The organism is Streptomyces sp. SID14478 (genome assembly GCF_010548525.1).
Taxonomy (GTDB): domain Bacteria; phylum Actinomycetota; class Actinomycetes; order Streptomycetales; family Streptomycetaceae; genus Streptomyces.
In genome coordinates, this window is record NZ_JAAGMG010001193.1 from 1 (window position 1) to 13,884 (window position 13,884).

Consider the following 13,884-nt stretch of genomic DNA (forward strand, 5'->3'; position numbering starts at 1 on the left):
CGCCCAGCTCGGCCCCGAGGCCGGCATGGTCGGCGCCGCGGACCTGGCGCGCCTGGTCGCACGCCGCTTCCGCCGAGCCAAGCGCCGCCGCGTGGAGCGCTACGAGCGCTACGAGCGCTACGTCGCCCGCACCCGCAGCGGCGCCGAGGGCTAGGACGGACCAGCGACAGGAAATGCCAGCAATGACGACCGTCCCCCGCCAGCCCTCGTCCCCCGACGAGGAGCCGCCCCAGGCCCCCGACCGCCGCCGGGTGATCCGTCGGCGCGCGCTCACCCTCCTGACCATCGTGCTGCTCATCGGGGTCCCCGCGGGCTACCTGGTGATCTCCGCGAACCAGAGCCGCAACAGCGGCAAGGACAAGGAGGACAAGTACTCGGCGACCGGCCTGACCATCGGCTGGCCGTCCAAGGTGCAGCGCCGCCTCTACGAGATCCCGATCCCCTCGCACTCCCGCTCCGTGGCCTACTACGAGACGAACAACTACAAGGTCAGCCGTCTCTACGTGCAGTTCCTGACCAGCAACAAGGGTCTGGCCACCTTCCTCAAGGACATCGACAGCGGCGCGTCCGACCTCAAGAAGGGCGACCTCCCGATCAGCGACCGCGACCGGAACGTCGCCGGCTGGGAGTTCACGGGCCCGGGCCCCTGGTACGGCCTCACCCACCAGCAGAAGGACCCGTCCCCGACGCAGAGCATCGTGGTGAACCGTTCCAACCCCGACCACCCCATGGTGTTCATCGTCTCGACCACGCACCCCTGAGGCGCGGGCCCGCGCGACGGCTCCCCTGTCGCGACCGCGTGCAGAACGCGTGAATTTCCCGGCCGAAGACTCCGCGGCACGCTCACATCCGCCGTGCCGGGCCGCTCACCGGCGGGTTCGCCCGGCTACCCCCTGGCAAGGACGCGTACACCTGCCGCTAGCGTGGAGCGGGTGAGTGACAAGAAGACCCCCGCCCTCCAGTACCGGTTCGACGGCCCGGAAGACGCCCCGGTGCTCATCCTCGGCCCGTCGCTGGGCACGACGTGGCACATGTGGGACCGGCAGATACCCGAGCTGGCCCGGCAGTGGCGGGTGTTCCGCTTCGACCTTCCCGGGCACGGCGGCGCCCCCGCCCACCCGGCCGGTTCCGTGGCCGAGCTCGCGGACCGGCTGCTCGCCACGCTCGACGCGGTCGGCGTGCAGCGCTTCGGCTACGCGGGCTGCTCGCTGGGCGGCGCGATCGGCGCCGAGCTGGCCCTGCGCCACCCGCAGCGCGTCGCCTCCCTCGCCCTGATCGCGGCCTCCCCGCGCTTCGGCACGGCCGACGAGTTCCGTCAGCGCGGCGTCATCGTGCGCAGCAACGGTCTCGACCCCATCGCGCGGACCTCGCCCGAGCGCTGGTTCACCTCCGGCTTCGCCGCCGCGCAGCCCGCGATCACGGACTGGGCCGTCCAGATGGTCCGCACGACCGACCCCGGCTGCTACATCGCCGCCTGCGAGGCGCTCGCCGCCTTCGACATCCGCGCCGAGCTGGGCGCCATCGGCGTCCCGACCCTCGTCCTGGTCGGCTCGGAGGACCAGGTCACCGGCCCGGCCCAGGCCCGCACCCTCGTCGCCGGCATTCCGGACGCCCGCCTCGCGGTGGTCCCCGGCGCCTCCCACCTGGCCCCGGTCGAGCAGCCCGCGGCCGTCACCGACCTCCTCGTACGCCACTTCTCCTCGGCCTGGCTGCCCGCGTACGAGACCGGCCAGCACGCCATCCCGGCGGCCCCGGTCAAGCCGGTGCTCGCACCGCCGCCCCCGCCCCCGCCGGTCGCCCCGGTCGCGGAGATCTCCCCGGCCGCGCACCAGCCGGACGCGGCCGTGCGCCCCGACCCGCATGACACGGGGCTGAAGGTGCGCCGCGAGGTCCTCGGCGACGCGCACGTGGACCAGGCCCTGGCCACGGCCGACGACTTCTCCGGCGACTTCCAGGAATTCATCACGCGCTACGCGTGGGGCGAGATCTGGGGCCGTCCCGGCCTCGACCGCCGGATGCGCTCCGGCGTGACGCTGACGGCGCTGGTGGCGGGCGGTCACCTCGACGAGCTGGCCTTCCACACCCGCGCGGCGCTGCGCAACGGCCTCACCGCCGACGAGATCAAGGAGATCCTGCTGCAGGCGGCGGTCTACTGCGGGGTCCCCGCGGCCAACTCCGCCTTCAAGGTGGCCCAGCAGGTGATCCGCGCGGACCACCCCGCAGGACTGAACGGGAGCTCCGGGCGCAGGATGGAACCCATGAAGCTCACGAAGAAGTTCCACTCCTGCGTCCTGCTGGAAAAGGACGGTCAGCGTCTCGTCATCGACCCGGGCGGGTTCGGCGAACAGGACGCCGCCGTCGGGGCCGACGCGATCCTCGTGACCCACGAGCACCCCGACCACTTCGACGAGGAACGGCTGCGCGCCGGGATGGAAGCCCGTCCCGGCGCACAGATCTGGACCCTGAAATCGGTGGCGGAGCAGATCTCCGCGGCCTTCCCCGGCCGCGTCCACACGGTCGGCCACGGCGACACGTTCACCGCGGCCGGGTTCGACATCCAGGTCCACGGCGAGCTGCACGCCGTCATCCACCCGGACATCCCGCGCATCACGAACGTCGGCTACCTCGTGGCGGGCGACGACGCCGGTGCGGTCTTCCACCCCGGCGACGCCCTCACCGTCCCCGACCAACCGGTCGAGACGCTGATGCTCCCGGTCCAGGCGCCCTGGAGCAAGATCTCCGAGGTCATCGACTACGTACGCGAGGTGAAGCCGCGCCGTGCGTACGACATCCACGACGCGCTCCTGACCGACCTGGCCCGCCCGATCTACGACCGGCAGATCGGCGGACTCGGCGGCACGGAGCACCTGCGTCTGACCCCCGGTGACGCGACGCAGGTCTGAACCGCTGTCCCCGCTACTTGAGGAGTGCGAGCACCTCGTCGGTGGTGCCGAGCTCCGAGATCCGCGGGAAGATCTTGCCGAAGGCGTGCTCGTGGGACGCGGCGTCCGTGTCGGTCGTCGCGTCCTGGACCAGGACCAGGTTGTAGCTCAGCTCGAACGCGGAGCGCGCGGTGGACTCGACGCCGATCGACGACGAGATGCCGCCGAGCACGATCTGCGTGACGCCGCGCCGGCGCAGCTGGAGGTCGAGCTCCGTGCCGGTGAAGGCGCCCCAGTGCCGCTTGGTGATGACGATGTCGTCGCCGAGGGGGCCGAGCTCGGCCGGGAACTCGGAGAACTCGGCCGGCGGGGCCTGCGTCATGGCGCCCGCGGCGGCCCGGCTCACCGGCAGGTCGCCGCCGTCGGGGGACCAAGCCACACGGACGCGCACGACCGGCAGGCCCTTGGCGCGGAAGGCCTCGGCGAGCCGGGCGCCGTTCTTCAGGACGTCCTCGGAGGGGTGCACGGTGGGCAGGCCCAGGATGCCGTTCTGGAGGTCGATGAGGACGAGGGCGGGGCGCTCGTCGAGGGAGAGGGGGGTGCTGTTGCTCATGATGCGCAGGCTACCTACCGAACAGGAAAACTTGCAAGGTTGCCTGTCTATATGGGGCGGCGGCGGACGCGTTGTCGTACCCGCCCGGTAGGTTGTGAGGCATGCGCATCGCTACCTGGAACGTGAACTCGATCACCGCGCGCCTGCCGCGCCTGCTGGCCTGGCTGGAGAACAGCGGGACGGACGTGCTGTGCATCCAGGAGACCAAGTGCTCGGCCGAGCAGTTCCCCGCGGACGAGCTCCGCGAGCTGGGCTACGAGTCCGCGGTGAACGCGAACGGCAGGTGGAACGGGGTGGCGCTGCTCTCCCGCGTGGGCCTGGAGGACGTGGTCCTGGGGCTGCCCGGCGACCCCGGCTACGACGGCGCCGAGGAGCCCCGCGCGATCTCCGCGACCTGCGGCCCGGTCCGCGCCTGGTCGGTCTACGTGCCGAACGGCCGCGAGGTGGACCACCCGCACTACGCGTACAAGCTCCAGTGGTTCGAGGCCCTGAAGGCGGCGGTGGCGGGCGACGCCGCGGGCTCGCGCCCCTTCGCCGTGCTCGGCGACTACAACGTGGCACCGACGGACGACGACGTCTGGGACATCTCCCTCTTCGAGGGCGCCACGCACGTCACCCCGGGCGAGCGGGCGGCCCTGGCCGCCCTGCGCGAGACGGGTCTCACCGACGTCGTCCCGCGCCCCCTCAAGTACGACCACCCGTTCACGTACTGGGACTACCGCCAGCTCGGCTTCCCGAAGAACAGGGGCATGCGCATTGACCTCGTGTACGGGAACGAGTCCTTCGCGAAGGCCGTCTCGGACGCGTACGTCGACCGCGAGGAGCGCAAGGGCAAGGGCGCGTCGGATCACGCCCCGGTCGTGGTGGACCTCGACGTGTAGCGCGCCCGCGCCGCAGCCGCCTCCGAGGGCGCGGGGTCCTGCCCGGCCGGCCCCCGCCCGCCCGCGGTCTCCCGCCGCCCCTCGGGGTTACGGCGAGAGAATCCGCAGGTCCACCGAGTCGGCCAGCGCCCTCAGCCCGGCGTCTCCGGGATGCAGATGGTCGCCGCTGTCGAACTCGGCCCGCATCCGCGCAGGATGCGCCGGATCCCGCACCACCGCGTCGAAGTCCAGCACCCCGTCGAACCCCGAACCCCGGCCGCGCACGTACGCGTTCACCGCCACCCGCTGCGCCTCGGCCGCCGCCGTGCACAAGGACTCGCCCTCGCACGGTGTGACGGTCGCGCCGATCACCTTGAGGCCGCGCGCGTGCGCCCGGTCCACGATCTCCCGCAGTCCCGCCGTGACCTGGCCGGCAAAGGCGCCCCAGCGCACGTCGTTGACGCCCTGGAAGACGACGACCGTGCGCACCGACGGCTGCGCGAACACGTCCCGGTCCAGGCGGTGCAGCGCGCTCACCCCACCGGTGTCGGTCGAGATCCCGTCCCCGGGGTACCTGTCCGCGACGACCTTGTTCGCCGAGATCCCCTGGTTCAGCACTCCGAACCGCGGCACCCGCCTCTGTGCGAGCAGTCGCGTGGCGAGCACGTTCGGCCAGCGCCGGTTGGCGCCCTGCGTCGAGTGCACGCCGTCGGTGATGGAGTCCCCGAGCAGCACCACGGAACCCGGTCCGCCAGCGACGTCGACCCCGGTCAGCAACGGCCAGTACGAGAGCGTCGCGGTGTACGCCGCCCCGGCCGCCTCACCCGCGTGGTCTCCGGGTCCGCTCACGTACGACTGCTGGACGGCCTCGCTGTGCACGGGCGCGGCGGCCACCGGCTCCGGCAGGTGGAAGCTCACCAAGAGGTTCGCGTCGGCGGGGACGGAGAAGCTGACGGGGTCACTGAACTCCTGTGCACCCGCCGGAAGTTGAGTGCCCCGTGCGCCGCGGAACGTGAGCGGCACCGGCGCCCCGCGGGCCGCCGCCCCGGCCTCCTGCACCGCCACCGACGCGCTCCCGATCCGTACCGGCGTCGACGCGAACGTGTTGTCCAGGCGGATCCGCACCCGGGGGCCGCCCGCGCTCGTGTGCACGACGAGCCGGACCGTGCGGTCCGCCCACGGCCCGACGGTCGTGTACCCGGCCGTGGACGCCGACCACGTCCCCGTCCAGCCCGTCGCAGCCGCCCGCACGGACAGCGCGAAGACGTGCAGCGCGGCGCCACCGGTGACCCGGGGCAGCTCCACGGAGGAGATCCGGCGCCCGGCGCGCACGGGCACGGTCGCCACGTACAGCCGTGTCCTGTCCAGGAGTTGGCCGTCCGGGGTGTTCCGGTGCGGCAGCGCCACGGACTTCGTGGCGAGCGGTCCGGTGCGCCAGTCGGGGGCGGTGAGCGTGTACGCGGACCGTGACCCGTCCGCGTAGCGCACGACGCCGGAGCCCCGTGCGTCGCCGCCGGTCCCCGCGACGAGGAAGGCCAGCGCGTCGCCCCGGCCGCTCACCCGGACCCGCTGCCCGTTCGCCCGTACGTTGTCGGGCCCGGCGCCCGCCGAGACGGGCCAGGTCAGTCGCGCCCGCTCAACTCCGAGGCTGCGTCCGGGAGTCCAGCCCGCGGCGTTCAGGTCCTGCGCGGACAGCGAGCCGCCCGCGCCGTCGAAGTCCGCATCGGCGGGAGCGGTGTCGTCGCTGACCGCCCGGTTGTCGAAGAGCCGCTCCAAAGGGAGCGGCCCGGGTCCGTGCGGGGTGGCTTCGGCCGCGGCGACGGGAGCGAACCCCGCGCCGACGGCCAGTAGCACGGCGGCTGTCCAGATGCGTCGGCGCACGACCGGCTCCCTCCTGTGACCAGTGGGCCACGAACGTAAGGAGGCGACGTGGACGCGTCAATGAGGCGCGGAGGAAGGTGACGTGAACTCGCCGCGAACGGAGGCCTGCGCGCCTGTGGTGCGCGGGGCGGGCCGGATGCGAGGCTGGTCGGTATGAAGATCCCTTTCGTGGGCTATTGGCGCAAGAAGCAGGAAGACCCGGCCTTTGGCGTCGCGGTCGTGTCCGTGACGGACGCCGACGGCGCCGACAGCGCCGACGGGGTGGCCGAACTCCTCTCGGAATGCGAGCTGTTGCGCTCCCAGGCACAGGACGCGGGCGTCGAACTCGACGACTCCGCCGCCTCGTTGGCCGCGCTCGACCAGCTCGTGCCGCGCTGGCGGGAGGACGAGGAGATGCTGCCCTGGCTCGGCAACGACGCGGGCCTGTACCTGGGCACCATCCTGGTGCGGCACGTGCCCGGCGCCGTCTGGGTGATCTGGCCCAACGGGCAGCCGGCGGTGCGCCTGCTGTCCGGGCGGGAGATCGACGTGGTCGAGGCGGGCCGTGACTGGGCGGCGAGCGGCGCCCCGGAGCTCTCCCAGTTCTACGCGGAGGCCGCCGAGTCGTAGCGCCGCGCGGCGCACCGCAGTTGGGCCGCGAGGCCCCCGAGCCTCAAATACGGTTAATGTCCATAAGTGCGTGTCGTCTGTTAAGTCCCATATTGGCGTGGATAGTTTGCGCGGACCGACACAGCGATGAGTGGGCAGGTACTGCCATGGCCGTCGATCCGTTGATCGAGCTGCGTGACGTCAACAAGTACTACGGGGAGCTGCATGTCCTCCAGGACATCGACCTCACCGTCGGCAAGGGGGAGGTGGTGGTGGTCATCGGCCCCTCGGGGTCGGGCAAGTCGACCCTCTGCCGGACGATCAACCGTCTGGAGACCATTCAGTCCGGTTCCATCAAGCTCGACGGAAAGCCGCTGCCCGAGGAGGGCAAGGCACTCGCGCAGCTCCGCGCCGAGGTGGGCATGGTCTTCCAGTCCTTCAACCTCTTCGCGCACAAGACGGTCCTGCAGAACGTCTCGCTGGCCCAGGTGAAGGTCAGGAACCGCAAGAAGGACGCGGCCGACAAGCGCTCCCGCGAACTGCTCGACCGGGTCGGGCTCGCCGCCCACGCCGACAAGTTCCCCGCACAGATGTCCGGCGGCCAGCAGCAGCGCGTGGCCATCGCCCGCGCCCTCGCCATGGACCCCAAGGCCCTGCTCTTCGACGAGCCGACCTCGGCGCTAGACCCCGAGATGATCAACGAGGTCCTCGAGGTCATGCAGCAACTGGCCCACGAGGGCATGACGATGGTCGTGGTCACCCACGAGATGGGCTTCGCCCGCACCGCCGCCGACCGCGTCGTCTTCATGGCCGACGGGAAGATCGTCGAGGACCGCGCCCCCGAGGACTTCTTCACGCACCCGGAGAGCGAGCGCGCCAGGGACTTCCTCTCCAAGATCCTCAAGCACTGACGGGGGAGCGCAGCACTACATGATCGCCAAGTCGCTACGGCTGCTCGCCGCCCTGGTGGTGACGGCCCTGGCCGCCACCGCCTGCGGCAAAGAAGGCAGCCCGCCCACCAAGGGTCCGTCGGCCGACGAACTCCCCAAGTACCAAGTGGCCCAGGGGTTTTCGCTGCCCGGCTCCCGTACGTGGCAGAAGGCCCAGCGGCGCGGGCACTTCGTCGTCGGCGCCAAGGAGGACCAGCCCTACCTCGGCGAGAAGAACCCCGCCAACGGCGTCTACTCCGGCTTCGACATCGAGATCGCCAAGATGGTCTCGGCCTCGCTCGGCCTCGACCCGAAGAAGATCGCCTTCAAGACGATCGCCTCGGCCAACCGCGAGACCGCGCTGCAGAACGGCCAGATCGACTTCTATGTCGGCACCTACACGATCAACGACAACCGCAAGAAGCTCGTCGGCTTCGGCGGCCCCTACTACATGGCGGGCCAGGGCCTGCTCGTGCGCACTGACGAGGACGACATCCACGGGCCCGGGGACCTCGACGGCAAACGCGTCTGCTCGGCGGCCGGCTCGACCCCGTACCAGCGCATCCAGGCCGACTACCCGAAGGCCGAGCTCGTCGCCTACGACACCTACTCGATCTGTGTCGACAACCTGCTGACCTACCAGGTCGACGCCGTCACCACCGACGACGCGATCCTGCTCGGCTACGCGGCCAAGGCCCCGGACGAACTGAAGCTGGTCGGCAAGCCGTTCTCGCAGGAGCCGTACGGCATCGGCGTACCGAAGTCCGACAACACGCTGCGGTTCGCCGTCGACGACGCCCTCCAGCAGCGCGAGGACGACGGCGACTGGAAGAAGGCGTACGACGTCACGCTCGGCCTGTCCGGCGTGAAGGCCCCGACGCCGCCGCCCATCGACCGCTACCCGGCGAGCTGAGGAGGCGTCCCGTGAACGTCCTGACCGACAACTTCTCGACGTACTGGAAGGGCTTCCTCGGTACGGTCGAGCTCACCGTCTACGCCTCGGTCCTGGCCCTCGTGCTCGGGTTCGTCATGGCGTCGTTCCGCGTGGCGCCCGTCGGCTCCTTCCGCGCCTTCGGCACGGCCTGGGTGACCGTGCTGCGCAACACCCCGCTCACCCTGCTGTTCTTCGCGGTCCTGCTCGGCCTGCCGCGCTTCGGACTCGTGCTGCCCTTCACGGTGTTCGCGGTGCTCGCCCTCGGCTGCTACACCTCGGCGTTCATCTGCGAGGCGCTGCGCGCCGGCATCAACACCGTGCCCAAGGGCCAGGGCGAGGCGGCCCGCAGCCTGGGCATGACGTTCAGCCAGACGCTGACCACCGTCATCCTGCCGCAGGCCTTCCGGTCGGTGATCCCGCCGGTCGGCTCCACGCTCATCGCGCTCGCCAAGAACTCCGCGATCGCGGGCGCGTTCAGCGTCGTCGAACTGCTCGGCACGTACAAGACGCTCAGCGAACTCGGCTACAACATCATCTGGACGTTCGTCTGGATCGCGCTCGGCTACCTCATCATCACCCTCGCCATCAGCGCCGTCTTCAACGTCCTCGAGAAGCGCTGGGGAGTCGCCCGATGAAAGCCCTCGACCACAGCGCCACCGCCCTCTACGACATCCCGGGGCCGAAGACCGAGCGCCGGCACAAGGTGTACGGGCTCATCTCCACGCTGCTCGTGCTCGCCCTCGTCGGCTGGGTCCTCTACCTGCTGTTCGACACCGACCAGTTCACGGCCGCCAAATGGATGCCCTTCGAGTACAAGGGCATCCAGGAACTGCTGCTGCGCGGGCTCGGCAACACGCTGAAGGCGTTCGCCCTCGCGGCCGTGCTCTCGCTCGTGCTCGGGACCGTGCTGGCCGTCGGACGGCTCTCCGACCACCGTCCGGTGCGCTGGATCGCGACGCTGTTCGTCGAGTTCTTCCGCGCCATGCCGGTCCTCGTGATGATCTTCTTCATCTACGTGGCCCTGAAGGTCGAGCCGCTGCCGGCGCTCGTCGCCGGCCTCACGCTCTACAACGGCTCCGTGCTCGCCGAGGTGTTCCGCTCCGGCATCAACTCGGTGGAGCGCGGGCAGCGCGAAGCGGCGTACGCGCTCGGCATGCGCAAGACGCAGGTCATGTCGCACGTCCTCGTGCCGCAGGCGGTGCGGGCCATGCTGCCGGCCATCATCAGCCAGTTGGTGGTCGCCCTGAAGGACACGTCGTTGGGCTATCTGATCACCTATGAGGAGTTCCTCCACGCCGGGAAGCTCATCGCGTCGAACCTCGACTACGATTTGCCGTTCATCCCCGTGGTGATGGTGATCTCGCCGATCTACATCGGGATGTGCATGTTGCTGTCGTGGTTCGCCCAGTGGGTGTCGAAGCGGCAGCGGCGCAGTCCCAAGACGGAGGCCGCGGAAGTCGCGCCGGCCGAACCGGGGACGCTGCTGCCAGGAGTGCAGTAGGCGGAGCATGGGCAGTCCGCGGCCGGCCGCAGCCGGTGATCACTTCCCGTTCGCGCGGGGAGAAGGTCAGCTGCGTGCGGGACGGGACGCGCCTGCTTGCCGAGGCCGAGCGGGCCCTTGTCGCACTCGTACGCGGCAGGGGCACCGCTCCCTTGGCTTTTCAGGGCCGCTTCGGCTTTCCGGGGCTACTTCGCCCGGTGGGAGTTGCGCGGCGCATTGGCCGGGGCGGGCAGCGGGGTCTGCGCGGCCCGGGTCACGTCGGAGACCAGCTCGACGACGTCGGGCCCGTACGCCTGGGAGTTGACGACCTTCAGCAGCAGGACGAACGCGTTGTTGCCATTCTTGCGGGCGAGGCGCTCGTGGTGGCGGGCCAGATAGCGGGTGGCCGCCTGATGGGTGATCGGCAGCTGGCCGCAGAAGAGGAAGACCGGTCTCGCGTCCTTGGAGTCCCCGGCGGTGAGGCGGGCCAGGAGCACGTACTCGGTCCTGCCGGGCTCCAGGCGGTGGCGCTCGGAGCCGATCTGGAAGGCGCCGCGGTCGGGCCCCGGCTCCGGGTCGGTGTTGACCCGGATGCCGGGCAGCAGGCTCACCATGTGCGCCGCCATCCGGCGGTGGGACGCGGGGTTGCCGATGCACATCTCCGTACGGTCGCCGAAGCCCTGCTGGGCCGTGTCGTGCGCGACGACCTGGGCGTGGGCGCCGCAGTCCTTGATGAGGGAGGACAGTTCGAGCAGGGCGAAGACGTCGTGGCGCTTGACCGCCAGCTCGGGGCCGCCCGCGTCGCGGTTCACCACGAGGAGGGACTCGGAGTTGTCGGGCAGCCCGAAGAAGGCCTGCTTGCGGCGGAGCTTCCGCTTCCACAGCTGGGTCCGGGCGAGCCAGCCCAGCGCGCCGCCCAGGCACACCGCAACCAGGCCGAGGACGATGTACCGCACGTCTTCAGTCATGGGGGCGCACTCTAGCCAACCGGCGTACCCGTGTTCGAGGGGGTCCTGACGGCTCCGGAAAGTCAAGTTACGCTGCGCAGACGGCTGTTGACTGGAGGTACTGATGAGGCGTTCAGTTGGGCGGAATCTGTCACTGTGCGGGGTTGCGGTGGCCATGGTCGCGGTAGGGGCCGCGGCGCCCCCTTCGTCTGCTTCGAGCACGCCCCGGAAGGTTCCGGTTGCGGTCGGCTACGGCGGCGCCGTGGCCAGCGTCGACGCGGACGCCTCGGCCGCCGGGATCGAGGTGCTGCGCAACGGGGGCAACGCGGTCGACGCCGCCGTCGCCACCGCGGCCGCCCTCGGCGTGACCGAGCCGTACTCCTCCGGCGTCGGCGGAGGCGGCTATTTCGTCTATTACAACGCCAAGTCCCGCAAGGTGCACACCATCGACGGCCGCGAGACGGCGCCGCTGACGGCCGGCTCCGACCTGTTCCTGGAGAACGGCAAGCCCCTCGCCTTCAACGACGCGGTCACCAGCGGACTGAGCGTCGGCACGCCCGGCACGCCCGCCACCTGGCAGTCGGCGCTCGACGCCTGGGGCAGCAAGCGGCTCGGTACGGTGCTGAAGCCCGCGGAGCGCCTGGCGCGCGACGGGTTCACCGTCGACGACACCTTCCGCTCCCAGACCGCCTCGAACGAGGCGCGCTTCCGGAACTTCCCCGACACGGCCGACCTGTTCCTGCCGGGCGGGCAGCTGCCGGTCGTCGGCTCCACGTTCAAGAACCCCGACCTCGCCCGCACCTACCAGGAGCTGGCCCGCAAGGGCATCGGCGCCCTGTACCGCGGCGACCTCGGCGCCGACGTGGTCAAGACGGTCAACAAGCCGCCGGTGGATCCGGGTTCCGGTTATCTGGCACGGCCGGGGAAGCTGTCGACGAAGGACCTGAAGGCGTACGCCGCCAAGTACCGGGCGCCGTCGAAGACTTCGTACCGGGGACTCGGCGTCTACTCCATGGCGCCGTCCTCGTCCGGCGGGACGACGGTCGGCGAGGCGCTCAACATCCTGGAGAAGACGAACCTCTCGAAGGCGTCCGACGTGCGGTACCTGCACCGGTTCATCGAGGCGAGCCGGATCGCCTTCGCCGACCGGGGCCGCTGGGTCGGCGACCCGGCCTTCGAGGACGTACCGACCAAGCAGCTGCTGTCGCAGCGGTTCGCCGACTCCCGCGGCTGCCTCATCAAGGACGACGCCGTGCTCACCAGCCCGCTCGCCCCCGGTGACCCGCGGCACCCCGGCACGTGCGGCAAGGCCGGTGACAAGGCGGCCCCGACCACGTACGAGGGCGAGAACACGACGCACCTGACCGCCGCCGACAAGTGGGGCAACGTCGTCTCCTACACCCTCACCATCGAGTCGACCGGCGGCAGCGGCATCACCGTGCCCGGCCGCGGCTTCCTGCTCAACAACGAACTGACCGACTTCTCCTTCGCGCCCGCGAGCCCGGACGTGCACGACCCGAACCTGCCCGGCCCCGGCAAGCGGCCGCGGTCCTCGATCTCCCCGACCATCGTCCTCGACAAGGCCGGCAGGCCCGTGGTGGCCGTGGGCTCGCCCGGCGGCGCCACCATCATCACCACCGTGCTGCAGACCCTGACCGGGTTCCTCGACCGTCACCTGCCGCTCGTCGACGCCATCGCGGCGCCGCGCGCCAGCCAGCGCAACGCCGCGAAGACCGAACTCGAACCCGGTCTGTACGACAGCGGGCTGAGGGCGAAGCTGGAAGCCATCGGGCACTCCTTCACCGCCAACCCGGAGATCGGCGCGGCCACCGGCGTGCAGCGGCTGCCGGGCGGCAAGTGGCTCGCGGCCGCCGAGACGGTGCGGCGCGGCGGCGGCTCGGCGATGGTGGTCCAGCCCGGCAAGTAGGGACCGCACGCGTCGGCATCGGCCCACGGGATGCATCCTGTGGGCCGATGCCGACGCCACACCCGTCCTCGTACGCTCCCCGGTGTGAACGCAACCTCGACCTCCCGCGGCGCCGCCTGGTGCGGGCTCGCCCTGTATCCCCTGGCCGTGGGCCTTTCGCTGTTCGGCTCGTCGCAAGTACTGCCGTCGGTGCGGGCCCTGGGGGTCGCGCTGTCGGCCGCGCTCCTGGTGGGCGTGGTCCGGCGGCTGCCGCTGCTCGGGCTCGTGGGGGTGCTGCTGGGCACCGTCGTCGCGGCCTTCCTGCAGCCGACCTCGTGGACGTACGGCGACTCGCGGCAGACGACCGCGGCGGCGCTCCTCGTGGCGGACGTGGTGCTCGGGTATCTCGTCGCCGGCCGGCCCCGGGGGCAGTGGGTCACCGGGATCGCGCTGTGCGTCGCCGTCCAGGCGGGCGCCATCGGCGCGTTCGTGCGGGTCGAGAACATGGTCGGCTTCGGCGTCATCGCCCTGCTCGCCCTGCTCGTCGCCTGCATGGTCGGGCTGCTGGGCCGGGAGCGGCGCGAGCACGCCACGGCCTTGCGCGAGCAGGCCGTCACCGAGGCGGTGACGGCCGAACGACTGCGCATAGCAAGGGAGTTGCACGACATGGTCTCCCACAGCGTCGGCGTCATAGCGATCCAGTCGGGCGTCGCGAGCCGGGTCATCGAGAGCCAGCCGCAGGAGGCCCGCGAGGCCCTCGACGCGATCGAGGCGACCAGCCGGGAGACGCTCCAGGGGCTGCGCCGCACGCTGGTCGCGCTGCGCAGGGCCGCACCGGACGGCGCGGCGCCGCTCGCCCCCGGC

The 13,884-nt window shown here is 71.2% G+C and carries 12 protein-coding genes and 2 pseudogenes; 11 read left to right on the forward strand and 3 right to left on the reverse strand.

Features of this window, described 5'->3' with window-relative positions; genetic code table 11:
- The first annotated feature begins 182 nt into the window (after positions 1–182).
- From G3I40_RS38075 to G3I40_RS47690, 3 genes and pseudogenes are all read left to right on the forward strand, one after another.
- Positions 183–761: a sugar kinase gene (locus G3I40_RS38075; protein ID WP_164559391.1), complete on the forward strand. Its 579-nt coding sequence runs from the start codon at positions 183–185 to the stop codon at positions 759–761.
- Between the two features lie 171 nt (positions 762–932).
- Positions 933–2,229: pseudogene (gene pcaC, locus G3I40_RS47685) on the forward strand (4-carboxymuconolactone decarboxylase).
- Positions 2,230–2,276: 47 nt separating this feature from the next.
- Positions 2,277–2,903 (forward strand): annotated as a pseudogene (locus G3I40_RS47690) (MBL fold metallo-hydrolase); the annotation flags it as partial.
- Positions 2,904–2,916: 13 nt separating this feature from the next.
- Here G3I40_RS47690 and G3I40_RS38085 read toward each other — a convergent pair.
- Positions 2,917–3,495 carry an isochorismatase family protein gene (locus G3I40_RS38085; protein WP_164559393.1) on the reverse strand — a complete coding sequence of 193 codons (579 nt, stop codon included), beginning with the start codon at positions 3,493–3,495 and terminating at the stop codon, positions 2,917–2,919.
- A 101-nt stretch (positions 3,496–3,596) separates the two neighbouring features.
- Between G3I40_RS38085 and G3I40_RS38090 the strand changes: the two genes are divergently transcribed.
- Positions 3,597–4,376 carry an exodeoxyribonuclease III gene (locus G3I40_RS38090; RefSeq protein ID WP_164559394.1) on the forward strand — a complete coding sequence of 260 codons (780 nt, stop codon included), beginning with the start codon at positions 3,597–3,599 and terminating at the stop codon, positions 4,374–4,376.
- A gap of 87 nt (positions 4,377–4,463) precedes the next feature.
- Here G3I40_RS38090 and G3I40_RS38095 read toward each other — a convergent pair whose 3' ends face one another.
- Positions 4,464–6,236 carry an SGNH/GDSL hydrolase family protein gene (locus G3I40_RS38095; protein WP_343245149.1) on the reverse strand — a complete coding sequence of 591 codons (1,773 nt, stop codon included), beginning with the start codon at positions 6,234–6,236 and terminating at the stop codon, positions 4,464–4,466.
- A gap of 153 nt (positions 6,237–6,389) precedes the next feature.
- Here G3I40_RS38095 and G3I40_RS38100 point away from each other — a divergent pair, with 153 nt between their 5' ends.
- The 5 genes from G3I40_RS38100 to G3I40_RS38120 all read left to right on the forward strand — a co-directional run bounded on the left by G3I40_RS38100 (position 6,390) and on the right by G3I40_RS38120 (position 10,188).
- Positions 6,390–6,845 (forward strand): DUF6278 family protein, encoded by a 456-nt coding sequence (locus tag G3I40_RS38100; protein ID WP_164559395.1) that lies wholly within the window; start codon positions 6,390–6,392, stop codon positions 6,843–6,845.
- 146 nt (positions 6,846–6,991) lie between these two features.
- Complete coding sequence (locus G3I40_RS38105; protein WP_164559396.1) at positions 6,992–7,735, forward strand: amino acid ABC transporter ATP-binding protein; 744 nt, start codon at positions 6,992–6,994, stop codon at positions 7,733–7,735.
- A gap of 19 nt (positions 7,736–7,754) precedes the next feature.
- The gene (locus G3I40_RS38110) at positions 7,755–8,666 is read left to right on the forward strand and encodes a glutamate ABC transporter substrate-binding protein (protein WP_164559397.1); all 912 of its coding nucleotides are present in this window, start codon (positions 7,755–7,757) and stop codon (positions 8,664–8,666) included.
- Positions 8,667–8,677: 11 nt separating this feature from the next.
- On the forward strand, positions 8,678–9,322 hold the full coding sequence (locus G3I40_RS38115) for an amino acid ABC transporter permease (protein WP_164559398.1): 645 nt from the start codon (positions 8,678–8,680) through the stop codon (positions 9,320–9,322).
- Positions 9,319–10,188, forward strand: a complete 870-nt coding sequence (locus tag G3I40_RS38120; protein ID WP_164559399.1) for an amino acid ABC transporter permease — start codon at positions 9,319–9,321, stop codon at positions 10,186–10,188. The genes G3I40_RS38115 and G3I40_RS38120 overlap by 4 nt, the downstream gene beginning before the upstream one ends.
- Before the next feature lie 185 nt (positions 10,189–10,373).
- On the opposite strand, the gene G3I40_RS38125 is transcribed toward G3I40_RS38120, so the two are convergent.
- Positions 10,374–11,135 (reverse strand): hypothetical protein, encoded by a 762-nt coding sequence (locus tag G3I40_RS38125; protein ID WP_203645527.1) that lies wholly within the window; start codon positions 11,133–11,135, stop codon positions 10,374–10,376.
- A gap of 103 nt (positions 11,136–11,238) precedes the next feature.
- On the opposite strand from G3I40_RS38125, the gene ggt reads away from it, so the two are divergent.
- The gene (gene ggt / locus G3I40_RS38130; protein WP_164559400.1) at positions 11,239–13,041 is read left to right on the forward strand and encodes a gamma-glutamyltransferase; all 1,803 of its coding nucleotides are present in this window, start codon (positions 11,239–11,241) and stop codon (positions 13,039–13,041) included.
- 84 nt (positions 13,042–13,125) lie between these two features.
- On the forward strand, positions 13,126–13,884 hold a 759-nt coding region (locus G3I40_RS38135), incomplete at its 3' end, for a histidine kinase (protein WP_164559401.1).